The organism is Maribacter arenosus, assembly GCF_014610845.1.
Taxonomy (GTDB): domain Bacteria; phylum Bacteroidota; class Bacteroidia; order Flavobacteriales; family Flavobacteriaceae; genus Maribacter_A; species Maribacter_A arenosus.
Genome location: NZ_JABTCG010000003.1, coordinates 294,496 through 319,961 on the forward strand (window position 1 = coordinate 294,496; position 25,466 = coordinate 319,961).

A 25,466-nucleotide genomic window follows, 5' to 3' on the forward strand; every position below is an offset into this window, starting at 1 on the left:
GTTTTTAATCGGGTCTTAGTTAGGGATAAAACCATATATGAAAAACCAACTATTTATTGACTGAGGATGGCAGGGGGACTTAATTGACTTATTTCTATGTGTAATCTCGACAGGCCTACCTGCAGGCAGCTAAGCGCAATACATCCTTATTAATCCAATATCCCTACAAAAAAATCCAGGCACTCAGGATTTGCCAAAGCGGCCTTGTTTTTTACCTCCTGCCCGTGAATGATCTTTTTTACGGCTATCTCCACCTTTTTACCATTAAGGGTATAGGGTATATCGGGTACCGCTTTCAATACGGCCGGAACATGCCGTGGGCTACAGTTGGTCTTTATGGTTTTATTTATTTTTTTGACAAGGGCCTCATCCAAGACAACCCCTTCGTTCAGTTTTACAAAAAGCACCACCTGCTCATCGCCATCCACCTTTTTACCTACCACTACGGCGTCGACAATTTCATCCATATTTTCAACAACGTTGTAGATTTCAGCAGTGCCAATACGCACTCCCTGGGGATTCAAAGTGGCATCTGACCGGCCATGCATAATAATTCCGCCATGTTCCGTTATTTCGATGAAATCCCCATGGTGCCAGATACCGGGATATTCCTCAAAATAGGCAGCCTGGTATTTTTTGCCATCCTTATCATTAAAGAAGTAAATGGGCATGGAAGGGAAAGGTGATTTACAGACCAGTTCCCCTTGTCCGCCTACCACCGAATTTCCGGCAGCATCAAAGCAATCGACATTCATACCGAGACCTTTGCATTGTATTTCCTCCTTGTAAACCGGTAGGATAGGATTACCCAAAACAAAACAGGAAATAATATCGGTACCCCCGGCGATGGAGGCTAATTGAATATCCGCTTTCCAATCGCGGTACACATATTCAAAGCTTTCTTTCGAAAGGGGTGACCCTGTAGAGGCGATAACCTTCAATTTTGTGAAATCGGAGATCTTACGGGGTTTGACCCCGGCTTGTTCAAGGGAGGCAATGTATTTCGCACTGGTTCCAAAAAAGGCAATATCCAATTCATCGGCCATTTTCAGCAAGGCATCAGGTCCGGGATAAAACGGGTTACCATCGTATAACACAAGCGTAGCCCCAATGGCCAGCGAACTAACAAACCAGTTCCACATCATCCAACCACAGGTGGTATAATAAAATACACTTTGGTCACTTTGGATGTTGTTGTGCAGGATCAGTTCTTTTAAATGCTGAATGAGCGTACCTCCGGCCGAGTGTACAATGCTTTTAGGCAAACCCGTTGTACCCGATGAGTACATGATATAGAGCGGATGATCAAAAGGCAACTGTTCAAATAACAGCGGTTCTTCGGTCAAAGCGGCAAAATCGTCAAACAAGATGGCATTTGGAACCTTTTTCACGTCTGCGTTGCCCGTATAATCCACTAGAATGGTCTTTTCCACCGAAGGTAGGCCTTGAAGGATATGGGCCAACTTTTGCTGCGAATCAAAAACTTTGCCTTTGTAGTAATAGCCATCCGCAGCGAAAATGAGTTTGGGTTTTATTTGGGAAAAACGATCCAGTACGCCTTGGGTCCCAAAATCGGGAGAGGTGGAAGACCAGATGGCACCGATAGACGAAGCAGCGAGCATACCGATAATTGTTTCTGGCATATTGGGCATAAATGCAGCTATGCGATCCCCTTTTACAACACCCCTATTTTTCATGGCTGCTGCCACCCGGCGGACCTGTTCGTACAATTCGGCATAGGTAAGTTCGCGATGCACGGAAGTTTCCCCTTTAAAGATTAGGGCCGTGTGATCGTCTTTTCGGGCCAGCAGATTTTCGGCAAAATTCAGGCGGGCGCCTTCAAACCATTTGGCACCCAGCATTTTATGAATATCGTCTAGTATGGTATCCGATTTTTTTGATGATTTGATACCGCAAAAGTCCCATATTTCTGACCAGAAATCGCCGATATTCTTAACGCTCCACTGGTGAAGGGTGGTATACTCGCGATCGGGAAGGCTATATTTCTCGGCAATACGATGTAGAAATTCGTACATCTTCGAGCCTGTCTTTGTTGACTCGGAAGGTTGCCAGAGTAGGTTTTTATCCATTTTCACATTGTTTTCTGTTTTTTAAAATGAAGTAGGCATAACATGCTACAAAGCCGGTAATTCACGGTAAAAGGGTTTACAGTTTTCCCATCTTTGATCATGTTCGCTACCAGGGGAATTTTTAGTAGAATGTTTCTTTATCCAAATATCTAATTTCATTTTGTCCTTAATTGTGCTCTAACGTATGGAATAAAGAGTCATTTTAATGCTGTTTATTTTTTGTTATCCATATTTTTCTTGTTTTCAAAAGTCTAACGAAAGTAATTAATGAGACAAACCCGCCTAGAATTAAAGTTAAGGGAAAAATAAAAAATCCAATAATGTTTCCTTCAAGTGGTGAAAGCCAAATGAAAAAGGACAATAGACCTATTACCTGAAATAAATGTCTTTCGGAAAAAATGTACAAGAAACTATTAATTCCTTTTACACGGAATGGATGATCTTTGGAAGTAAAGATAAAGCTGTAGATAAGTAGGCGCACAAAAAAAATAACTACTAAAAAGAGGATAAAAGCTAATGGATTGACTTGATATACGTTGGTTCCTTTTGATGCACCAAGATCCAATTCGTTGCAAATTATATACGACACCATCTGATAAATAGGGTTTCCTACTATACTTATTACAAGAAAAAAAACATATTTCAGTTGGTTCACTTTTATTCCAATTATTGATAACGGTTCAACTACGATGCATTGTGGACGCCGTCTGCGAAGCAGTGGGCGAATTGGCCCGCTGGCATTTAGACTTTTACGCCTAATACCAGGCCATTGAATAAAGTTAAGGATTTCCGTCTAGGAAATCCGCCGCAATGAATTTTAGCCATTTTTATTCACATGTTTTCAATTAAATAGGTCTAAAAGAGCCAAACTTCTTACTAAATGTTGCATACTGTGATTTTCATCATATGATGTTTTAGGAGAGCTATTAAAGGCAATGATTAACCTTTTACTTGGTGAGATGTATAGCGCCTGACCTCCAACACCATGTTTTATGAAATCCCCATCTTCAAATACAACATCCCAATGATAGCTCTGAAACATTGCTCCTTGGTCCTCATATTTTCGCGACCATACTAAATCTCCAAAACCGCCCTTAGACAGAAATAATTCATGATTACCTTTCCTAATTTCCTCTAAATATCTATCAGAAGCAATTTTGATGTCGGCATCCTCAGTAAATGCCAAACCATACCTTGCCATGTCTCTCAAAGTCATCATCATAGGACCATAACTTCCTGTTATACCACTACTAGCCATAGAGATTAGTGCATCTTGCTCCGCTCCAATTTTAGACCATATAAATGAAGACACCAATTCGTGGTAAGGGGTAGCTGTTATTCGCTCTGCAATCATAGCAAGCAGTACTGAATTTACTCCGCTATAATCATATGTAATACCAGGTGGTTCGGCAATACCAGACTCCTTTATGACTTGAAGAAAGTCTTTTTTGATTCCAGCCTTAGGTTCTGGAAATAAGCCCGTTTGTTCAAGAAGCTGATAAAAACAAGATTCAGGATTGGTAAATGACTCCATGTTGGGTAAATGCTCCTTGCAATTAATTCCAGAGGCCATTCTCAATAAATGTTCAATTGTAATATCCTCAAAACCTGCACCTCTTAGCTCTGGTAAATATTTGGTAATGGAATCCTGTTCATGTAATAGTCTCTGGTCTGCGAGAATTGCTGTTACCGTACCCACAAATGATTTGGCAATCGATGCGGTAATATGTCTGTCATCCGGATTCATGTCTGGGTATTGTTCGTATTTGATTTTTCCTTTGTGAAGAACAATCACCCCATTTATAGCCTTACGAGCGCAAATGTCATCCAAAGTAGTTTCTTTTTTGAAAAAGGTACTCGTTAACAATTCCTGCCCTAATGTTTCTGACAGATTTTCTTCTAGTCGCTTGATTTTTGTATCTCTCTTACTTATGGTAACGGTAGGTAAATAATATTCAAAATGTCTGTTTAGTTCGGCAATATCTGGACTTATCAAAGTAATCCAATCTGGAGATTCAAAACTTACCAATTGTTTGGTAGTGTCTGGCATTTGCCTTGAATTTACTGCTGCTTCAATCCTGTTTTTTAACAACTGATTTTTAGTCTCTTTTTGGCAGCCATAAAGCATTACGAATGTAAAAAGGAGAAGGCTATATTTTTGTAAATAATTAATCATTTCGTGGCTTGATGCGTCTATAATTATTAATTCGTTTCAATATTTTAATTGTGCATAACAAGTGAATATAGTTGCCAGTAACTATATTTCTTTATATGATTACCCTAAATTTCCTATAAAAAATAGCGGTAAACAAGCTAAGACCCATAAACTTTATAAACGGTTTATTAAGAATTGGATGGTTAATAAGGTAGTTTTAAGGATTGCTTTTTTCGGTACCTTAGTTAAGTACGATCTCATCCACAAACAGTCAGCGGTTACCACCGGGGTTGGGGTGTTTCAAAGGACATATTGTTGTAACACGTTTTTGCGAAGTATTCAGTCTAATTGGTCAAATCCGATTTTATAAATATTACCAAAACCGTTTAAGGTACTATTCGATAGTTCTTTTAATTCACTAATACTTTCCAATTTCTTGTTGTCAAGGGTTATTCGCTCACTTGTAAAATAGAAATTACGGGACTTCCAATCTACAAACGGACAATAATCCAATTTATCGGAATTTACCGATTCGCCTAGGTTTTTCGATTTTGTCCATTTGCCTGAATCGTCCTTGCGACTTATATATAAGTCTCCTCCCCCAAAACCATCTTCCCTTCCGAATGAACTAAAAATAATCAGATCCTCTTCGGGATTTATATAGGCATTAAACTCAAATGATGCGGAGTTTATCTCAATAGGCAATGGTATTGGCGATTGAAATTTACTATCGACAAATTCGGACCTAAAAATGTCTTCCCTGCCCATACCATTATCCCTTGTTGCTGTGAAAAATAAATTTCCCTTGTTACTTAAGGAAGGATAAAACTCATCACCTCTGGTATTGATGATCGAATCTAAAGCAACGGGTTCTGACCAAGTACCATTGATGCGATCACTATACCAAATATTGTAATCGTCTCTTGTTTTATCATTGTAAATGGGTCTATTGGATGCAAAATACAACCTGTCCCCATTAGGGCTATAAAATGGTTCTATATCCTGATATTTTCCGGAGATATTCAATATCTCGGCATTCGACCAATTTCCATTTTCTTGGTTTAATACCACCAAACATCTTTTATTTTGTTTGTAATCGCCCAAGGTATAGATAAGTTGATCGCCTTGGGGGGAAATTGCCAAATCCCTTTCATACAAAGATGTGGATATTACATGCTCCCCAAACAAGGTCAAACCTTTTGCCGTAGTTTCGATGTCTATGGAATATGCTTCTGATCGGTCGTTTTTGGATTGACAGTTGAACAGCACTAATGATAAGAATAGTATTACCTTATATTTCATTTTGTCCGATCTCTGTTTTATACATGGGGTTGTATGCTGGCATTATTGTGTTGTTCTATTCTAGTCCGTATTGGTTTTATTCAATTATGAGGTTGTATTTTGTTAAAAGCCCCTTGACGGATTCTAAGGAAAATTTTGCACCTTTAATTTTATTCTGTTCGGGATCAATAATAAAATTATCGGAACTTCTTAAATCGGCATTTTGCAAATCCGTGTTTTTAAATACAGCATTCAGTAAATCGCAATTTTCAAAAACAGACGTATTCAGATTACATTCGGTAAAATCCACTTCATGTAATTTTGATTTAGTAAACACGGTTTTTGAAAGTTTCTTTTTGAAAAATGAGGAGTGATTTAGTTGGCAATGATCAACTTTAATCGAAAAAGCAAAATCACTACAGGTATCGAAACGCATACCTAACATCTTACAATCTTTAAATGTTACTTCTTGAAGCCCTGTTTCGTGAAGATTAACCAAACTTAAATCGCAATCAATAAATTGGCATTCCAAAAATCGAATTTTTGATACGTCGGAATTAGAGAAGTTACAATTTGAAAAAGTACACGATTCATAATCGCCTTTGTCTAATTTATTTTTTGAGAAATCTTTTCTTTCAAATTTTATGTCTTCAATAAATTGTAGTTCCATTAATTCTAGTTGTTTTTATCGGCTGGCCTATAACGGGTGGGCAATGATGTCGGAGTGGTAAATCCGTCTGGATTTTTCCGCCCAGATCCGAGCCATAACTTAAAGTTAAGGATTTTCGGTATGGAAAATCCGCCGTAATGGATTATAGGTGTTGTTACCTACAGTTTTTTGTACTTAATTTTTTCGGTCATCATTACTTTCTCCACCGTTTTAATCAATGATGATACTTTAAGTCCCGCAATTAATTCGACTATAAGCAAGTAAATCATTCCGAAAGCAGGCATAATTAAAAACTCGGCTTTGTCAAATCCGTATTCAGTTAATTGATATACCGCAATTATTAATGCCAGTCCGACAAAAATGATTGTAAACCAAAAATGCATCTTATAAGTGATTCCGTTAATTCTTTTTAGAATTAGTTTACTTTCGATTCCGTTTTCATTTGTATTTGCCGTACTTACATTAAGTTTCACTAACGGCCCTAGGTTCGGTGTAAAAGCGAAGAATGATAAATTTCCATAGATTTCTATTCCGCCGTAGTCAGAAAATCCTCCAGCAATATTATTCCGTCCTATTTCAGAATGAATTATTTCTGTAATGCGATTAGCCGAATCGTTTATTTTATATTCTTTTGTTTGGTCGTTCAAAGGTATTATTTGAAATTGTAGGTAACAATTGTATATAGTTACTAGGATCTATATTTTTATTTTAGGTACTATAAATTTCCTATAAAATATGGTGGTAAACAAGTCTACAAAGGCCTATGTTATAAATACCGGTTGATCGGTTATACTTTGAACGTATACACAAAGTGCGTTGCATTTAGAATCGCGTCTTAGTTAAGGACGATCTCATCAACGAACAACCAGCTATTGCCCCCAGGGTTCGGATGCCATTCGGGGTTTTTCAATTGACTGTTTACCTGTACCCGTACATATTTTGCAGACGTTGGGGCAATGTCCATATCGAAGAACCGGAATTTCGTATTCGTATTGATCTCCTCCGGCCCCACATTCAGGGTTTTTGCGAGTTTAAAATCCGTACCGTTCATGGAGGTCCAGACCTTAAACCCCGTAGGATAAAAGATCCATTTTTCAGGGGATGAAAACGCCCCCACCGAGACCGAGGATACCTGTTCTTCTTTTCCGAGTTGGATCGTGGCGGTAAAATTACTGCCTTCAAAGCCGATCCAATTGCCATCCACAAAATTGACGGTTCCCCTTTTCTGGTCGATCAGCGTTTGGGCCCCATGCCCTTTATAACGTTCATTAGGATTTTTATTCAAGGTAATGGCGTTTACATCGAAGGATATTTTCTTAAAACTGGAGGCGGTTACCTCGCTCAAATTCCATCCCGGGGCATGGGTCACCGCTTTTACCTCCGTAGATCGGTGGATCGTAAGTGGTTTTGAATATGGTAATGACGTGGAATCGGGTATGGAACCATCTAGGGTATAAAAAATCTGGGCATCATTAAAAACATACTCCATCGCTATTTGTAACGAATCCTTAAAGAAATCGGTATCTGCGATTATCGTGGGGGGTTCCAACTTTGTGGCCTTGAAAATGTCACTATCGATCTGTCCCTGTACGTTCACTTCGGGATGGGCGTTCGCGAAGGCATCCATAGCCTCTTTTGTAATATTGGTTTGCCAAAGATAGAGATGGGTTAGTTTGGGTAAGTTTTCTAGTTTTTCGAACGCCTTATTGTCGACTTCGGTACCATACAGGTTTAAGGATTCCAAATGTTCAAATTCCGTGATGACGTCAATGGATTTCTCCGCAATGGCCGTTTTTTGTAGTTGCAGTTTGGTCAGGTTTTTAAAAGCTTTCAGGGATGGGGCCAATGTATCGTTGAAATTGGTGTGCCCCAGATTCAATTCCACGATATTCTTGGCATATTTTTTTAGGGCCTTAAAATCCCCAGGGGTCAAATCGGTCCGCCCATATAGATTGATTAAGATCAACGGGCTCTTTATCGCCAATCGGGAAGCCGAAATATTGGAACTGTTCAGATCGGCCAACCAGGCATTGGGCACTACACTGACCTCCTTGGCAATCATGGCCCGGGTGGAGGTGTCTTCTTCCAAGTTCTTTAAAATCTTTTGCAGTTGCTCCGTTTTCTCCATAGTACCGACCACACAATCGAAGCAATGGCCGTGGGCCATCCACCACTCCAATAGCGCCAATTCGTCCGCTGTGGGCTGTACCTTGCCCTTTGGGGGCATATGGTCCTCATCTTCCAAAGGTAATTGCAGGTGGTGTAGAAACAGGGAAGGTTTATCGGGGGCCACCGAATCGAGAATACTCCCCGAATCACCACCCGCCAAGAGGTTTTCCTTCGTATCCATCAACAAGCCTCCCTTTATCTTGGAGGTATTGTGACAACTTACACATTTGTTGTCGAAAATGGGTTGTATGATATCGTTGTAGACAAGGGCTTTGTCCACATCCTCAATGACCACTTTTTGGGTTGTCTTGTCCGCAAAAAGGAAATCCTCCCCATGGGTCATGCTGCCCCCGTAATGCCCCGTAATGCCAATGAGTATGAGCACCACAATATAGAGGGGCATATAGAGTTTTTTCGCGATTGCCGTGGCCGACCTTTTAAGAAAATATAGTCCGGCAGTCAGAACCGTAAAGGCTACCGCCAACCAGCGATGGCGAAAGAGCAATGTTTCGTCATACCCGCCATTGTCGGCCAATAACCATCCCGTACCTAAGGAAATGATTGCGGTTAGGGCCCCAAACCCTAAAACCATCAAGAGTATATCCCTGACCGCATCGGAGGGTTTTTTTCGAAACCCGATTTCCAAAACAAAACCAATAATCAAAATCCCGATGGGCAGATGTATCACCAAGGGGTGTAAATTTCCTATTTGCAGGGTTTGTGCGATCATTTATTCAACTAAGATTTCATCCATAAAAAGCCAGGGTACCGTGCCTTTGCCCTGGTGCCATTGGGGTATTTCATCCAAGGGATACACTTTTACCGTCAATTGGGAATAGGTTCCTTTTTTAAGGGGGACAGCAGTCATTACCAGTCGATTGCGCTGTTGTTCCCCTACGTTTTCAAAGATCGTTTCCCCTAAGGCCTGGGAGCCCGAGAATACTTCGATTTTCTGTGGACCAAAAATCCACCCACCCTGATTTTGCAGTGTACTTACCTTGAGCATCGAAAGTTCCATTTCGTTTTTCAGATCGATATCGATGGTAACCGGATTGGCTTGGAAGCCCAACCATGGATCGCTTCCCCTGAACTGTAATCTGCCTTTTTTCATATCGACCAACCCTTGGGTACCCGAACCTTTATAGCTGTCATGGGGAGAAGGGGTGAGGGTAACCGCAGCGTCGGAAATATCATGGATCAGTTTTTCAACCTGTAAGCTGATTTGGTCACTGGCTTTAAAATCGGGATGAAAGGCCTTGGCGTTTATGATCGTGGAATGCTTTACGTGTACGGGCCCCTCATAAATGGGGCTATGGCCGTCTACGTCATTTCCATCCAAGGTGTATCGGATTCGGCTTTCGGGAAAACCAAATTGAAGGGTGAAGGTGGTGGCATTTTTAAAAAGGGCGGAATCAACAGTAAGTATAGGTGGTGCCAACTGAAATGTACCAGTTGTTTCATAGGTATTGTTTTCCGTAGTACAGGAACCAAGGACAGCCAAAAACAATAAGATCATTATAGTTCTCATACCTAAACCCTGAATAATTTTATCGGATAAGTTTTTCCGGAATTCCATTGGGCCACATACAGGTTTTCATCTTCGTCCACACAAACATCATGGGGATGGTGAAACACCTTAACAGTCTGATGCATGCGTTCCAATACATCTCCCTGATATGTGGGAATGCTACCCCCTGGGGCAGAAATAAGTCGGTTGTCCTGGTCCAAAATAGAAATAAACCCTGTGCCCTCGCTACCATCCCCGGACCAAATGGTGGCCAAATACACATGCGTGCCATGGATGACCGGTCGGCAAATGTAGGCACCCGGTAAATCAGAACTTTCAATGTATTCCCCATCCATCGAAAATCGTTTCAATTTATTCTGTTGTCTGGCGGTAATCAATAGGGTAGGGTCAGTCACATTTCTGGTGTCGATACAGATGCCATGGGCATTATTGAACTTACCATCTTCCTCCCCTTTGCCACCAAAGGTATTGAGTAATTGCCCTTGGGCATTGTAATGCATAATATACTGTTCCCCATACCCATCGGCGATATAGACATCCCCATTTTCGGCAATGGCGGTCTCTGTAGGGATGTACGATTCTTTGGTATTGTATTTTCCGGATTCCTTGGGATAGTCGAACACCTGGATCACCTTACCATCGATGGTGGTTTTGATGACCTCATGCCGTGCATTGTCGGAGATATACAATATATCCTCCCCGTTTTCAACATGAAGGGTAAGCCCATGTGCCCCGGGATAGTCGGTACCCCAAACTTCGATCAACTTTCCTGATTTATCATAAACGATTGCATTGTTCTTGGTATGGTTGGTCAACAGTATGATGCGTCCTTTTGAATCCTGTACCATTTCGTGGCAGTCGTTGACCGGATAGAAGTTGGAATTCAGCGCCCCCCAATTCATATCGATCTTATATTGATGCGAACCATGACCAATAATCAAGTCTTTATACGGTGCCATCGCATTCAATACGGGCATTCCCGCTAAGATTCCGGTTGTGGCCAAGGCTGTATGCTGTATAAAGTTTCTTCGTTTCATGTATTCAGGACTCGTTTTGGGCTAGGTCAAAATATCTTTTACCACATGGCCATCGACATCGGTCAACCTAAACCGTCTTCCCTGGTATTTATACACCAACTTTTCATGGTCGATACCCAATTGATGCAATAGCGTGGCCTGAAAATCATGTACATGCACCGGATTCTGGGTAATATTATAGCCAAAATCATCGGTCTGCCCATAGACGATACCGGGTTTAATGCCTCCACCCGCCATCCAGATACTGAAAGACCTTGGGTGGTGGTCACGCCCGTAGTTCGTATCGGTCAATACCCCCTGTGAATAGTTGGTTCTTCCGAATTCACCGCCCCAAATGACCAAGGTGTCCTCGAGCATTCCACGTTGTTTTAAATCGGCCACAAGGGCTGCGGAGGCCTGATCCACATCCTTGGCCTGTTTGGCAATGGCCCCAGGGAGATTATCGTGTTGGTCCCAACCCATATGGTATAATTGGATAAAGCGTACGTCTTGTTCCGCCAACCTTCTTGCAAGCAAACAATTTGCCGCATACGTTCCCGGAATTTTAGCATCGGCACCGTACATTTTATAAATATAATCAGGTTCGTTATCCGTATTGATGACTTCGGGAACAGAAGTTTGCATGCGATAGGCCATTTCGTATTGGGCAATTCTACTCTGGATCTCTGGATCGCCACTCTCTTGGAAATGCCTATCGTTCAAAGCCGCAATCTGATCCAACATGGCCCTTTTTCCTTCCTTGGTCATCCCCTTAGGGTCGTTAAGATACAAGACCGGATCTTTGGCCGCCCTGAATTGTACCCCTTGGTGCAAGGAATGGAGAAAACCATTCCCCCAAAGGCGGGTATACAAAGGTTGACCATTAGGCCGACCAGATCCCCTGGATAATAAAACGGTGAATGCAGGTAGGTTTTCATTTTCGCTGCCCAACCCATAACTCAGCCAGGAACCAATACTCGGTCTACCGGGTTGTTGTGAACCGGTTTGAAAAAAGGTTACCGCGGGATCATGGTTAATGGCCTCGGTATACATCGATTTAATGATACAGATATCATCCGCCATTTTAGCGGTATAGGGTAAGAGGTCACTGATCCATGTCCCGTTTTTGCCGTGTTGTTGAAAACCGAATTGAGAGCCTACCAAAGGGAATTTGTCCTGTCCGGAAGTCATTCCGGTCAAACGCTGCCCATTTCGAATGGATTCCGGCAGATCTTCCCCTCGTCGTTGGTTCAATAGGGGTTTATAATCGAAGAGTTCCAATTGGGAAGGGCCTCCACTCTGAAATAAATAGATTACCCTTTTTATCTTTGCAGGGTGGTGTAATGAATCCAGTATACCTTTAACACCGGCCGGGCCTTCGTCTGCGGTCAAAAGACCTTTAGGACTTTTTCTAAAGAAACTATTACCTAGAAGGGAAGCTAAAGCCACACCTCCGACCCCTAAGGCCGTTTTTCCTAAAAATGACCGTCTATTAAGGATCAAGGATCTTTCTTCTAAAATTTTTTTCTCGCTCATAGTTATCCTCTGGTTATGGTTTCATCCAAATTCAGGATGGTGTGTGCGGTTAATGCTAGCGCAGCCCATTCCTCTTTTGGAATTTGCTCCTCCGTTCTAAAAGCCCCAATGGACAGATATTCATCCGCATTGATTTCTTGGGACTTTATCTTTAAGAGTGTTTGGTCATAATAGTCTTGTAACATGGTTATCTCATCTGCTTCAGGCAATCTTGAGGTTGCTTTTTGAAACAAAGTGGCAATTTGCTTATTTATGTCGTTTTGGTTCACAAGTATTTCATTGTATGCCATAACCCTGGCCGCTTCAATGAGCTGGGGGTCGTTCAAGAGCACCAAAGCTTGTAAGGGGGTGTTGGTTTGCTGCCGCTGTACGGAACATAGGTCACGGGATGAGGCATCGAAGGTCATCATACTCGGGGGAGGAACCGTGCGTTTCCAAAAGGTATAAAGGCTTTTTCGATAAAGGTCGGCACCTTTGCCCTGAACATAGGTTGCCGTAGTGCCCCCACCACCGCCGGTGGTTTCTTCCCAAATTCCTTCGGGTTGGTAGGGTTTTACACTCGGGCCACCGATTTCTTTGCTTAACAGTCCGCTTAAATGCAGCGCTTGGTCTCTAATGGTTTCTGCCGGTAGTCGTAATCTTGGGGCGTGGGCCAACCACTTGTTTTCAGGATCTTGTTGTAAACCTTCCTCTGACATCTTGGTGCTTTGTTGATAGGTGGCGGATAAGGCCATATATTTCAACATCTTTTTTAGATCCCAACCTTCATCTTGCAATTTGAGGGCTAGGAAGTCCAATAATTCCGGATGGGTCGGTAAGGCACCCTGATTCCCAAAATCGAAGGAAGTACTGACCAAGCCCGAACCGAACATACGTTGCCAAAGTCTGTTTACGGCCACCCTTGCCGTTAGAGGATTGTCTTTATGGAACAACCATTTTGTTAGTCCCAACCGGTTTTTTGGCAGGGCTTCTGAAAACGGCAGCAATGATTCAGGTGTATTGGGATACACTTGTTGGGAAGGTTGGTCATAGGCACCACGATTCAATATAAAAGTGGGCCGCGATTCTTCCATTTCTTTCATCACCATGAGTGGAATCTCCTTTTTTTCACTCTTCTGAAAGTTGATAAAGTCATACACCCCCTGCTGTTCCTTCTCGGAAATGATCATGTAGGGCTCCGGGGTTTCTGTCTGATTGGATATCAACCCTTTTTCGTTGATGTTATTAAAAAAGCTAAAGAGTTCAAAATGGTCTTGTTGGCTAATAGGATCATATTTATGGTCATGGCAACGGGCACATTCCAAGGTAAGCCCTAAAAAGGCAGTGCCAAAGGTTATGGTGCGGTCTTCAACATATTCCACCCGATATTCTTCGGGAATGACCCCTCCTTCGTAGGTAATTTTATGGTTTCTATTAAAACCAGTGGCTAAAATCTGTTCTTTGGTGGCATTTGGCAAAAGGTCCCCGGCCAATTGATAAGTGACAAAACGGTCGTAGGGCATATTCTTATCGAAAGCATGAATGACCCAATCGCGCCATGGCCACATGATCCGTTCAAAATCATCTTGATACCCATGGGTATCCGCATATCGTGCAATATCCATCCATTCCGCAGCCATGTGTTCCGCATAATCCTTTGAGCCTAAGTAGTGGTCTATCATTTTTTCAAAGGCTTTTGGGGAAGCATCGTTTTTGAACTGTTCGAGTTCTTCGATACTTGGTGGTAGGCCAGTTAGGTCAAAGGACAATCGTCTTAGTAATTTTTCTTTTCGCGCGGGTTCACTCGGGGATAGCCCATTTTCACTAAGTTTGGCCAGAATGAAAGTATCTATTTCATTAGCACCCCATGAGGAATTTTCAACCTTGGGAAGGGTTGGTTTATTGGGAGCGATAAATGCCCAATGCTCCTTATACTCCGCTCCGTCTTCAATCCATTTGGTCAATATTTTCTTTTCATAATCGGTCAATTCCAAATTGGATTCGGGTGGGGGCATTAAGACATTGGGGTCTTTGGAATAAATACGTTTAATGAGTTCGCTACTCTCAATATCCCCGGGTACAATGGCGAAGTGGTCCTTTTTGTCGCCAAGGGCCTTATAGGCATCTTCGGCGGTATTGAGTGAAAGTCCGGCCTCAATGGCATTTTTGTCGGGCCCATGGCATTTAAAACAACGATCGGAAATAATAGGTTTTACATGAAAGGTAAAGTCCACTTTATCCGGGATTTTGGTTTTCCCAAAGGTCTTGTCCATTGCCGTAATTTGGGGATTTTCATTTTTACAGCTGGAACAAAGAACAAGGAGTACTGTAAAACAGGACAGATATATTTTTTCCAAAAACCTAAGGTTGGATGCCATGCTTCTGCTCATAATTAGGGTTACGATTGTAATGATTTAAGGGTCTCTACTACTACGGTTCGACTAACTTAAAATTAGCCTAAGCTAAGCTAGGCTACAATCAAAATCGGAACTTAATAACGATATGACAATTAAATTCGACTAATGACGGCTGCTAAAGGTTGAATACGGGTCATTCAGGTAAATCGTGGTACAAAATCAATGGTATTTTGGTAGGCTTATGTAATGGAATTGTTCAATATTTTTGCCTTAACATCATTTAAGTAGCTTCTGCCAATAGTATATCGGGTATTATCTATTTCGAGGCTGTTGCCTTCCACCACCTGGACCTTGTCAATCGAAATAGTAAATGATCGGTGTATGCGTATAAATTGATCAGCGGGCAGTTCATCTGTAAAACTGCTTAATGTCTTATGTACGATATATTTACCGGTTGTTGTTTTGATCCGAATATAATCCTTTAAACTTTCGACAACCACTATTTCATCCAAGTATATCTTCTGTAATTTCTTTTTATCGACCTTGACAAAGATACTAGGATGTTCCTTGTTGCCATTCCGATCGGAGACGCCATGATTCTGTTTGAGCTTTATAATGCGATTCACCGATTTGAGAAACCTGGGAAATGGAATGGGTTTGACCAGATAATCGATCACTTCCAGTTCAAAACTCTCTAATGCGAATTCTTCATGGGCCGTTGTTATGACTACCATCGGTGCTTCATGTAGTGTTTTGAGAAACTCAAGACCGTCTAAGATAGGCATATGGATATCCAAGAAAACAATGTCTACTTCATGGCTTTGTAAATAGGTAGATGCGTCTACGGCGTTAGAGAATGTACTCACAAGTTGTAGTTCCTTCACCTGATCAACGTAGTTCTTGAGTACATTGATAGCCAATGGCTCGTCATCGATTACAATCGCTTTAAGTTCCATTATACCTTTAAATTTAGTTCAACATTAAATCTATCGTCTTTCTCATATATTCTAAGGTCGTAATCATCTGGCTCATAACCCAGTTCTAGCCTTTTTTTAACATTTGATAACCCGATACCACCTCCACGGGGATAAGAATTCCCGGCATTTCTTTTTTTCGGGATGGTATTCGATACCCTGAAAAACAAATCGTCCCCTTCCACCTTGATCTCGATGTCAATATACATTTTCCCTATATTTTGACTGGCTCCATGTTTAAAACAGTTTTCGATAAGCGGAATGAGCAACATAGGCGATATTTTTTTATTCTCGAGACTACCTGAAAGCTGCATATTCACTTCAAGGGAATCGTCAAAACGAATTCGTTCCAAATCGATGTAATTCTGTATGCATTCGATTTCGTTGGTCAGATCCTGTTTGGGTTTTTTGGTGGCATATAAAAGATACCGCATCAAATCGGAAAGTTTTAGCACCACTTCAGGGGCTTTATCCGATTTTTCCAAGGTCAGCGAGTAAATATTGTTCAAGGTATTAAAAAAGAAATGGGGAGAAACCTGGGATCTTAGAAATTTTAATTCTGTGGTCAGCTGTCTTTTCTCCAAGTTATGCAACTTATTATTTTCACGAAGCCAATCGGCCGTTATTTTTATGGCAGTTACAAAAGATACCACATACAACTCCCCAAGCATGGTGGTAATCGCATAATTCAGGGTCAATGTATCGACCACCTCAGTGGCTTCGGGCATTACATCGGTGCTTACCAGATAATAGGTAAGATTGAATTTGACCAAAAGCATTAATAAAAGTGAACCCAGTACCAAAAGGGCATAAGAGACGTACTTTTTATTGTAAACGAATTTGGGCATGAGGTAATACACATTGAAATAGGAAAGCGCTATATGGATCGGAAAGCCAATAAGGTTTGTTTTAAGGGAATAAACCAGATCATCATGAATACTTCCCCATCGTAACGTATTGAAAACAAAATAGATAGCCCAAAATATGATATGGTGAACATAGGTGATATCATAATCTTTCGACACACTCCTGCTAAAAAAACCATCAAGTCGTTGGTTTAAGTTGCGCTGATATTGTTCAGGATTTAATTCCTTTTTAATGGCGTTGGGCATTGGTGCATAGTTGTTGGTCTAAAAATGTTCCGATTTTAAATAAAAGTGGCAACATTTATTAGGTTGAATTGCGTGGTAAGTTACTTATTTTTTGGATTACGGGTGTAAAAAATGAGCACACTATGTAATACGCACATATTAACAAAACCAACCGGAAAAATGAAAATTCACTTTGTTTTAGCTATTGTTTTGATAGGCATGGTTTCCTCATGTGCTAAAAAGGGGAACACTTTAGATGCAAAAGAATCTATTCAATATGTTGACCCCTTCATAGGAACTGGCGGTCACGGCCATACCTACCCAGGGGCGACCTCCCCTTTTGGGCGTGTGCAACCCAGTCCGGACAATGGCACTGCTGGGTGGGACTGGTGTTCGGGATACCACATCAGTGATTCGATCATTTCCGGTTTTGCGCAATTACATTTAAGCGGCACCGGTATTGGTGATCTCGCCGATGTACTTTTAATGCCGACAAATTCTGAGGTAGACCTTGGTCTTTTCGGAAAGACAAGGGATTCCTTACCCTATACTTCAAAATTTTCACATGATCAAGAAGAGGCTTCTCCAGGATATTATAAGGTGCTTTTACAAGACCCTGATATTGAGGTTGAACTTACTGCGAATGATTATGTTGCCTACCATAAATACACCTACAATACATCGGGCACTCCTTCCTTTATTATTGATTTGGGCTATGCAGTCAATTGGGACAAGCCCTTGGATTGCCATTTAAATTTGGAAACCGATCAACGTATTGTAGGGTATCGCTTTAGTACGGGTTGGGCAAAAAACCAAAAGGTGTTCTTTGCTATTGAAACCTCGAGTCCAATGGTCGGGCAGCGAATGATTGGCGATTCACTGGCAGATAGTACCTCCACTCAGGTTTCCGGGATTAAGGCCGGCGGTCAGTTCTTTTTTAATGGGGATATGGACAACGTTGAAATCAAAATCGCGGTTTCATCGGTCAGTATTGATAATGCGAAGGAAAATCTACGCCTTCAAGGTAGCCCGAGTTTTGAAGAAACAAGGGAAACTACTAAGGGCGCATGGAGCGATGTCCTGTCCAATATTACTATAGAAACCCCGATCGACTCCCTCAAAACAATCTTCTATACGTCACTCTATCATACCCAAGTGGCACCAACCCTTTTTAATGATTTGAATGGGGAGTTCAGAATGCAGAACGATAGTATTGCCAAAACAGATTTTAAGGTGTATTCATCTTTGTCGCTATGGGATGTTTTTCGAGCTGAAACCCCGCTACTAAGTATCATAGATCCTAGCAGGCTTGATGATATGGTAAAATCCATGTTAGTGTATTATGACCAAAGTGGGGTCTTGCCTGTATGGGTGTTGTCGGGCAATGAAACAGGAACCATGCCTGGTTATCATTCAGTCTCCATAATCGCCGAAGCGATACTAAAAGGGCATAATGCCTTTGATGTGGAGAAAGCTTATAACGCCATGAAGAAGACCATGATGGGTGATGAACGTGGGTTGGAAGCCTATAAAGAATTTGGGTATATTCCGTTTGAGGTCATGGATCAATCCGTTTCCATAAGTCTTGAATATGCCTATAATGATTGGTGTGTGGCCCAAGTGGCCAAAAAGTTAGGCAAGGAAAACGACTACGAATATTTTATGGATCGCTCCAAGGCGTATCAGAACTTTTACGATGTACGTACAGGATTTTTAAGGGGTAAATCAAAAAATGGCAAGGAATTTCATGAACCTTTTGACCCCAAATCTTCCAATCATATAGAGGATACCGATTATACAGAGGGCAATGCATGGCAGCACAGCTGGTATGTGCTGCATGATGTCGAAGGACTTATAGCACTACATGGTAGAAAAGAGTCTTTCGCGCTTATGGTAGAACAACTTTTTACCGAAGATTCCGACCTAAGTGGTCATAATGTATCCCCTGATATTTCTGGCCTAATAGGGCAATATGCCCATGGCAATGAACCCAGTCACCATATCGCCTACATGTTGAATAAGTCAGATGCCCCTTGGCGCACCCAATATTGGGTAAGGGAAATTCTGAACACACAATATACTACCCAACCCGACGGCTTGAGCGGTAATGAGGATTGTGGGCAAATGTCGGCTTGGTATATCATGAGTGCTATGGGCATTTATCCGATGAATCCTGCTTCAGGTGAATATGAAATCGGAAGTCCATTGTTCGAAAAAACGACCATAAAGCTGCCCAATGATAAGACTTTTGTGATTTCAGCCCCCAACACCTCCAGGGAAAACTTATATGTACAATCCGTGACGTTGAATGGTACGATCTTAAATACGACGTACATTCTCCATGAGGATATCATGGCGGGTGGCATACTTGAATTCGACATGGGACCGACGCCCAATAAGGAATGGGGAATAACAAAATAATGGCCACCATGGAACTCTCGACAATTGATATTGGAATTGTAATTGGCTATGTGGTCCTGACTGTCCTTTTTGGGCTTTGGGTTTCAAAAAGGGCCTCCAAGGATATTGATTCTTACTTTTTAGGGGGTAATGAGATTCCGTGGTATTACCTAGGCTTGTCCAATGCCTCGGGAATGTTCGATATTTCCGGAACCATGTGGTCGGTAACCATTATGTTCGTATATGGACTTAAAAGCGCATGGTTACCGTGGTTATGGCCAGTTTGGAACCAAGTATTTGTGATGGTGTTTTTAGCGGCATGGTTACGGCGATCTAATGTGATGACCGGCGCGCAATGGATAACTTACAGATTTGGGAAGGACTTTGGGGCCAAATTATCACACATTATCGTTACCGTTTTTGCTATTATCAGTACCCTTGGATTTATTTCCTACTTTTTTGAAGGAATAGGGAAGTTTGCCACTATATTCTTTCCGTGGGATTTGGCATTTGAAATTGGTCCGCTTCTGGTAAATTCCGAACAGGCTTATGCCTTGATCATAATTGGAGTTACTACTATATATACCCTTAAAGGGGGTATGTATAGTGTGGTGGGTACTGAAGTGCTTCAGTTTATAATCATGACCATCTCATGTTTTGTCATCGGATATATCGCTTTCAATTCGATAACTGCGGAACAAGTTACCGCTGCAGTACCTGCCAATTGGAACGAATTATTCTTCGGATGGGAATTGGATATAGATTGGACTGGGTATATCGATAGTGTGAATACAAAAATAGATGAGGATGGTTTTTCCCTTTTTGGGTTTTTGATCATTATGATGATTTTCAAGGGTATTTTTGCAAGTTTGGCTGGTCCTGTGCCAAGTTATGATATGCAGCGGGTACTGTCGACCAGAAATGAGGTGGAAGCATCGAAAATGAGTGCTTTGACCATTGTTGTCCTTTCCGTACCTAGATATTTGATGATAGCTGGTTTTGCAGTTTTAGGGATTGTATACCTCGGACCCGAATTACAAAGTATGGGTGCGGGGGTTGATTTCGAAACCCTCTTGCCGGTAGCTATTCAAAGATTTGTTCCCATTGGATTCAAAGGCCTTTTGTTAGCCGGACTCTTGGCAGCCTTTATGGGAACTTTTGCGGCCTTTATAAATTCTGCACCAGCCTATATTGTTAATGATATCTATAAGAAATATATAAATCCAAATGCATCTGACAGAACCTATGTCCGGTATAGTTATTTAGCCTCCATAATTATTGTGGTGGTTGGTCTAATCGGGGGATTTTTCGCCTCCTCTATCAATACCCTGACCCTATGGTTAACTTCTGCCCTATATGGGGGATATGCTGCGGCAAATGCGTTGAAATGGGTATGGTGGCGGTTCAATTCCTATGGCTATTTTTGGGGAATGTTGGCTGGGCTCATTGCTGCGACCATAGTTCCACAGTTATATCCCAATACCGCGGCCATATATCTCTTTCCGTTTATCTTATTGATTTCCTTTATTGGATGTTTTATGGGCGTAATTTTTGCCAAAGCCGATGACATGGAAGTTTTAAAGCATTTTTATAAGACAACAAAACCTTGGGGATTTTGGAAACCTGTAATTCGCGAAATTCAAAAAGAAGATCCAAATTTTCAACCCAACAGGAACTTTTGGAGAGATGCTTTCAATTGTTCTATCGGTATAATTTGGCAAATGACCTTTGTCCTGGCACCGATCTACTTGATCATCAAAGAATATTATAATTTGGCTTTTGTGGTATTAGTAATGGCGATTACTTCTGTAGTACTCAAGAAAACCTGGTACGACAAACTTGAAAATAGCGAATTAGTGGATAAAAATGTATAGTATGAGTAAGATACCTTGGCAAGAAAGACCTAAAAACTGTGATGATGTTCTTTGGCGTTACAGCGAAAATCCTATTATTAAGAGAAACGATATCCCTTCATCGAACAGTATTTTCAATAGTGCCGTTGTACCCTTTAAGGATGGTTATGCAGGGGTTTTTAGGTGCGACAATAAAGCGGTACAAATGAACATTTTTGCTGGTTTTAGCACAGATGGGATACATTGGGAGATCGATCACCAACCCATTACCATGAAAGCGGGAAATACCAAAATGATCGACTCCGATTATAAATACGATCCCAGGGTGGTATTTATCGAAGATAGATATTGGGTGACATGGTGCAATGGATATCACGGACCAACTATAGGTATCGGCTATACCTTTGATTTCAAGGAATTCTTTCAATGCGAGAATGCCTTTTTACCGTTCAATAGAAATGGGGTGTTGTTTCCGACTAAATTTAATGGTCGCTACGCCATGTTGAGCCGCCCGAGTGATAATGGCCATACACCATTTGGCGATATTTATATGAGTTTTAGCCCCGATATGAAATACTGGGGAGAACACAGATGTGTTATGAAAGTAGCCCCTTTCGAGGATAGTGCTTGGCAAAGTTGTAAAATCGGTGCAGGTACCGTGCCTATATTGACCAAAGAGGGCTGGTTGATTTTCTATCATGGCGTGATCAACACCTGTAACGGATTCCGTTATTCGGTGGGTTCGGCTATTTTAGATGAGAATGAACCTGATAAAGTGAAATATAGATCTCAACCTTATCTTTTGGCGCCTACCGAATTGTATGAACAGGTCGGCGATGTACCCAATGTGGTATTTCCTTGTGCGGCCTTGCATTCAATCGAAGAGGATAAAATGGCCATTTATTATGGCGCAGCCGATACGGTTACGGCAATGGCCTTTGGGCATATTTCGGCCATCATCGAATTCACCAAGAAGAATAGTCTCTAATAGTGAAGATATGAATAGGTACTTAGATAATAAGAAAATTGTAAGTCTGGTCCTTTTTCTACTCTATGTCGGATGTGTTTGGTTAGCAGCACAGGAGTCCCCACGACACTATATCACCTATAAAACTATTGATGAACTGAGTATTGATGGCAAAGGCGATGAGCCTTCATGGCAGAAGGCACCATGGAGCGATACTTTTATCGATATAGAGGGTAAAAAGGAACCTACCTATAAGACACAAATGAAAATGTTGTGGGATGAAACCTGTCTATATGTCTATACCAAATTGGAGGAACCACACATTTGGGCAACATTGAAAGAAAGGGATACGGTCATTTTTTATAATAATGATTTCGAGATTTTTATCGACCCTGATGGGGATACCCACAATTACATGGAATTCGAGATGAATGCCTTGAATACCATTTGGGATTTACTCCTGACCAAACCCTACAGGAATCATGGAATAGTCCTCGATAGTTGGGATATCCAAGGTATAAAAACGGCGGTTCATGTTGATGGGACTTTAAATGATCCAAGCGATCTGGATAAAGGATGGAGCGTTGAGATAGCCATTCCATGGGAAGTATTGTCAGAGGCCAATACACATAACAAAGTACCGGTAAAGGAATTCTGGCGATTCGGTTTTTCAAGGGTCAATTGGGAATTCGATTTAAAGGATGATCGATACTCAAGAAAGAAGGATGCTGATGGCAATTATTTGCCAGAATACAATTGGGTATGGTCTCCCCAATATGTCATAAACATGCATGAGCCAGAAAAATGGGGCTATGTGTATTTTTCTGAAAAGGAAGTTGGATCAAAGGATACCTTCACAATACCGGAGGATGAGCATATAAAATGGTATCTCTATGAATTATATCGAGATCAGATCGATGAAAACAAACGACAAGCAAAATGGAAAAAGATGAAGGGACAGTTATATGGTGAATCTAAAATGATATTAGGAAAAAAGATAATCCCAGTATTGGAACATCAAAAAGTCGGTTTCGTTCTGTGGACGAAAAGTCCATTCACGGGTAAGACGTTGTTGATTGAGGATGACGGCAAATTTTTAAGTGTTGATTGAGTCTGCTATTCTTAAATATAAAACGTTTTTCTTTGGCATTAGGAAGTTATGTTGTGCAATTTTAGTAGCCCTTTTGCCCATTTCTTCATGTAAGCAGGAGACACCTATCATAGCCCAGGAAAATCTTAGCCAGTTTGTGAATCCGTTTATCGGCACAGATGGTCCTGGCAATACCTATCCAGGGGCAACCACGCCTTTCGGAATGGTACAATTGAGTCCGGATATCGGTATCCCTGGGTGGGATAGGATTGCCGGTTATTATTATCAGGATACCATCATCAGCGGTTTTTCCCATACCCATTTGACCGGCACCGGGGCAGGTGACCTATATGATATTTTGGTCATGCCCTCTAATAGTAAATCTTCAAAAAAAATCAAGGAGAATGGCTTTAGGCCCTATTCCACATTCAGTCATGATAAGGAAATGGCATCCCCTGGGTACTATACCGTCGATTTGTTGGATTATGGTATTAAAGCGGAAATGACAGCAACCAAACGTGTAGGCATCCACAGATATACCTTCCCCAAGGATGATAGTACCAAAATACACGTCGATTTGGGCTATGCCTTGAATTGGGATAGGCCAACCGATACCTATTTGGAAGTGGTCAACGATTCCCTAATAAAGGGCTATAGAATGTCAACTGGTTGGGCCAAAGACCAACGTATCTATTTTTCCATGCATTTTTCAAAACCATTTAACAGCTATAGTATTTACAAGGATGACCAAGAGGTTGTGTCTCCTGTAAAAGGGGTGGATACGAAAATCCAATTGGATTATACCATGGATGAAGGGGGGCAATTGGTCATTAAAACCGGGCTTTCAACAGCAGGCATCGACGGTGCCGAGCAAGCAGTCGCCATGGAGACACCAGGCTTTAATTTTGATTTTTATAAAGGCAAAGCAGCAGAGGTTTGGGAAAATGAATTGTCCAAAATCAAGATAATATCTAATGATGTGGGTAAAAAAAGTGTTTTCTATACGATGATGTACCAATCTATGTTGGCACCCACACTGTTGAGCGACTTGGATGGAAAATATAAAGCGGCCAATGATACAATTGGCATCTCAAAGGGTTTTGATCGGTACGATACTTTTTCCCTTTGGGATACGTTTAGGGCAGCACATCCCTTATACACCATCATCCAGCAAGAAAAAGTACCCGATATGGTGCAATCTATGTTGGCACATTATAAGGAGACCGGAATCTTGCCTGTTTGGTCCATGCAAGGCAATGAGACCAATATGATGATCGGGTATCATGCCGTACCCGTGATTGTCGATGCCTATTTTAAAGGGTTCCCCTTTGATAAGGAGTTGGCGTATAAGGCCTGTAAGGCTAGTGCGATGGTCAATGAACGTCAAATAGATGTTTATAGGGAAAAAGGATTTATTCCCGTAGATGATACACATGAGAATTGGTCAGTGTCGAAGACCATGGAGTATGCCTATGATGATTGGTGTATTGCCATGTTCGCTAAAGAGTTGGGCTACGAAAAAGATTATAAGGAATTCTTAGGTCGTTCTAAAAACTGGAAAAACCTCTACAATGAAAAAAACTCATGGTTACAACCAAAAGGCACTAGGGGTAGTTTTATAACACCATTTGTTCCTAAGGAATATTCAACCTATTTCTGTGAAAGTAATGCATGGCAATACTACTGGTTCGTACCCCAGGATATTGAAGGACTCATAGCGAAAACAGGGGGTAAGGAACGTTTTGGCCAAAAACTCGATTCCATGTTCACCTATGCGCCACAGGCGGGTGATAAATTACCGATTTTCAGTACGGGAATGATCGGGCAGTATGCCCATGGAAACGAACCGAGCCACCATGTGGCTTATTTGTACAATTATTTGGATCAGCCATCAAAAACGCAGACCTTAGTGCGGCAAATACTGGAAGAACAATACGCCAACGCTCCCAATGGCCATTGCGGCAATGAGGATTGCGGTCAAATGTCATCATGGTATATTTTCGGGGCACTGGGCTTTTATCCTGTGAATCCAGCTCAGGGAGTATATGATTTGGGGATACCCTTGTTTGAAGAAGCTGAAGTTTCTGTAGGAAATGGAAAAATGCTAAGGATTGTCCAGAAGAATTTTTCAGAAGAAAACATATTCGTGGAATACGTAACTTTAAATGGAGAAACGCTGGACAGGAATTTTATAACGCACAAAGAGGTTACTGCTGGTGGGGAATTGGTTTATGTGATGGCCAATGACCCGAAAAAAGCTGATGGAAAAAAATTGAAATCCCCGGAAAGAAATAAGATATATAATTAATT

The 25,466-nt window shown here is 41.4% G+C and carries 17 protein-coding genes; 5 read left to right on the plus strand and 12 right to left on the minus strand.

Annotated elements, in window-relative coordinates:
* Window positions 1–149: 149 nt before the first annotated feature.
* From HPE63_RS09395 to HPE63_RS09450, 12 genes are all read right to left on the minus strand, one after another.
* The gene (locus HPE63_RS09395) at window positions 150–2,090 is read right to left on the minus strand and encodes an acetoacetate--CoA ligase (RefSeq protein ID WP_188314014.1); all 1,941 of its coding nucleotides are present in this window, start codon (window positions 2,088–2,090) and stop codon (window positions 150–152) included.
* Between the two features lie 841 nt (window positions 2,091–2,931).
* Window positions 2,932–4,266, minus strand: coding sequence for a serine hydrolase domain-containing protein (locus tag HPE63_RS09400; protein ID WP_188314015.1), 1,335 nt, complete (start codon window positions 4,264–4,266; stop codon window positions 2,932–2,934).
* A gap of 318 nt (window positions 4,267–4,584) precedes the next feature.
* Entirely contained in the window at window positions 4,585–5,547 is a 963-nt protein-coding gene (locus HPE63_RS09405) for a TolB family protein (protein ID WP_188314016.1), read from the minus strand.
* A gap of 76 nt (window positions 5,548–5,623) precedes the next feature.
* Window positions 5,624–6,196, minus strand: coding sequence for a pentapeptide repeat-containing protein (locus tag HPE63_RS09410; RefSeq protein ID WP_188314017.1), 573 nt, complete (start codon window positions 6,194–6,196; stop codon window positions 5,624–5,626).
* A 158-nt stretch (window positions 6,197–6,354) separates the two neighbouring features.
* Window positions 6,355–6,843 (minus strand): hypothetical protein, encoded by a 489-nt coding sequence (locus HPE63_RS09415; protein ID WP_188314018.1) that lies wholly within the window; start codon window positions 6,841–6,843, stop codon window positions 6,355–6,357.
* Window positions 6,844–7,031: 188 nt separating this feature from the next.
* Window positions 7,032–9,095, minus strand: coding sequence for a chitobiase/beta-hexosaminidase C-terminal domain-containing protein (locus tag HPE63_RS09420; RefSeq protein WP_188314019.1), 2,064 nt, complete (start codon window positions 9,093–9,095; stop codon window positions 7,032–7,034).
* Window positions 9,096–9,893, minus strand: a complete 798-nt coding sequence (locus HPE63_RS09425) for a chitobiase/beta-hexosaminidase C-terminal domain-containing protein (protein WP_188314020.1) — start codon at window positions 9,891–9,893, stop codon at window positions 9,096–9,098. It lies immediately after the preceding gene.
* A gap of 2 nt (window positions 9,894–9,895) precedes the next feature.
* Window positions 9,896–10,930: an NHL repeat-containing protein gene (locus tag HPE63_RS09430; RefSeq protein ID WP_188314021.1), complete on the minus strand. Its 1,035-nt coding sequence runs from the start codon at window positions 10,928–10,930 to the stop codon at window positions 9,896–9,898.
* A 21-nt stretch (window positions 10,931–10,951) separates the two neighbouring features.
* Window positions 10,952–12,445 carry a DUF1501 domain-containing protein gene (locus HPE63_RS09435; protein ID WP_188314022.1) on the minus strand — a complete coding sequence of 498 codons (1,494 nt, stop codon included), beginning with the start codon at window positions 12,443–12,445 and terminating at the stop codon, window positions 10,952–10,954.
* Between the two features lie 2 nt (window positions 12,446–12,447).
* Window positions 12,448–14,697 (minus strand): PSD1 and planctomycete cytochrome C domain-containing protein, encoded by a 2,250-nt coding sequence (locus tag HPE63_RS09440; protein ID WP_223198105.1) that lies wholly within the window; start codon window positions 14,695–14,697, stop codon window positions 12,448–12,450.
* 323 nt (window positions 14,698–15,020) lie between these two features.
* Window positions 15,021–15,737, minus strand: a complete 717-nt coding sequence (locus HPE63_RS09445; RefSeq protein WP_188314023.1) for a LytR/AlgR family response regulator transcription factor — start codon at window positions 15,735–15,737, stop codon at window positions 15,021–15,023.
* Window positions 15,737–16,867 carry a sensor histidine kinase gene (locus HPE63_RS09450; protein ID WP_188314024.1) on the minus strand — a complete coding sequence of 377 codons (1,131 nt, stop codon included), beginning with the start codon at window positions 16,865–16,867 and terminating at the stop codon, window positions 15,737–15,739. The genes HPE63_RS09445 and HPE63_RS09450 overlap by 1 nt, the downstream gene beginning before the upstream one ends.
* A 159-nt stretch (window positions 16,868–17,026) precedes the next feature.
* Between HPE63_RS09450 and HPE63_RS09455 the strand changes: the two genes are divergently transcribed.
* The 5 genes from HPE63_RS09455 to HPE63_RS09475 are packed head-to-tail and all read left to right on the plus strand — an operon-like array spanning window position 17,027 to window position 25,464.
* The gene (locus tag HPE63_RS09455) at window positions 17,027–19,267 is read left to right on the plus strand and encodes a GH92 family glycosyl hydrolase (RefSeq protein ID WP_188314025.1); all 2,241 of its coding nucleotides are present in this window, start codon (window positions 17,027–17,029) and stop codon (window positions 19,265–19,267) included.
* A gap of 8 nt (window positions 19,268–19,275) precedes the next feature.
* On the plus strand, window positions 19,276–21,120 hold the full coding sequence (locus HPE63_RS09460; protein ID WP_188314026.1) for a sodium:solute symporter family protein: 1,845 nt from the start codon (window positions 19,276–19,278) through the stop codon (window positions 21,118–21,120).
* A gap of 1 nt (window position 21,121) precedes the next feature.
* The gene (locus tag HPE63_RS09465) at window positions 21,122–22,087 is read left to right on the plus strand and encodes a glycoside hydrolase family 130 protein (RefSeq protein ID WP_188314027.1); all 966 of its coding nucleotides are present in this window, start codon (window positions 21,122–21,124) and stop codon (window positions 22,085–22,087) included.
* Between the two features lie 10 nt (window positions 22,088–22,097).
* Window positions 22,098–23,177, plus strand: coding sequence for a carbohydrate-binding family 9-like protein (locus HPE63_RS09470; protein ID WP_188314028.1), 1,080 nt, complete (start codon window positions 22,098–22,100; stop codon window positions 23,175–23,177).
* Entirely contained in the window at window positions 23,167–25,464 is a 2,298-nt protein-coding gene (locus HPE63_RS09475; protein ID WP_394355018.1) for a GH92 family glycosyl hydrolase, read from the plus strand. Before HPE63_RS09470 ends, HPE63_RS09475 begins: the two co-directional genes overlap by 11 nt.
* The last annotated feature ends 2 nt before the right edge of the window (window positions 25,465–25,466 follow it).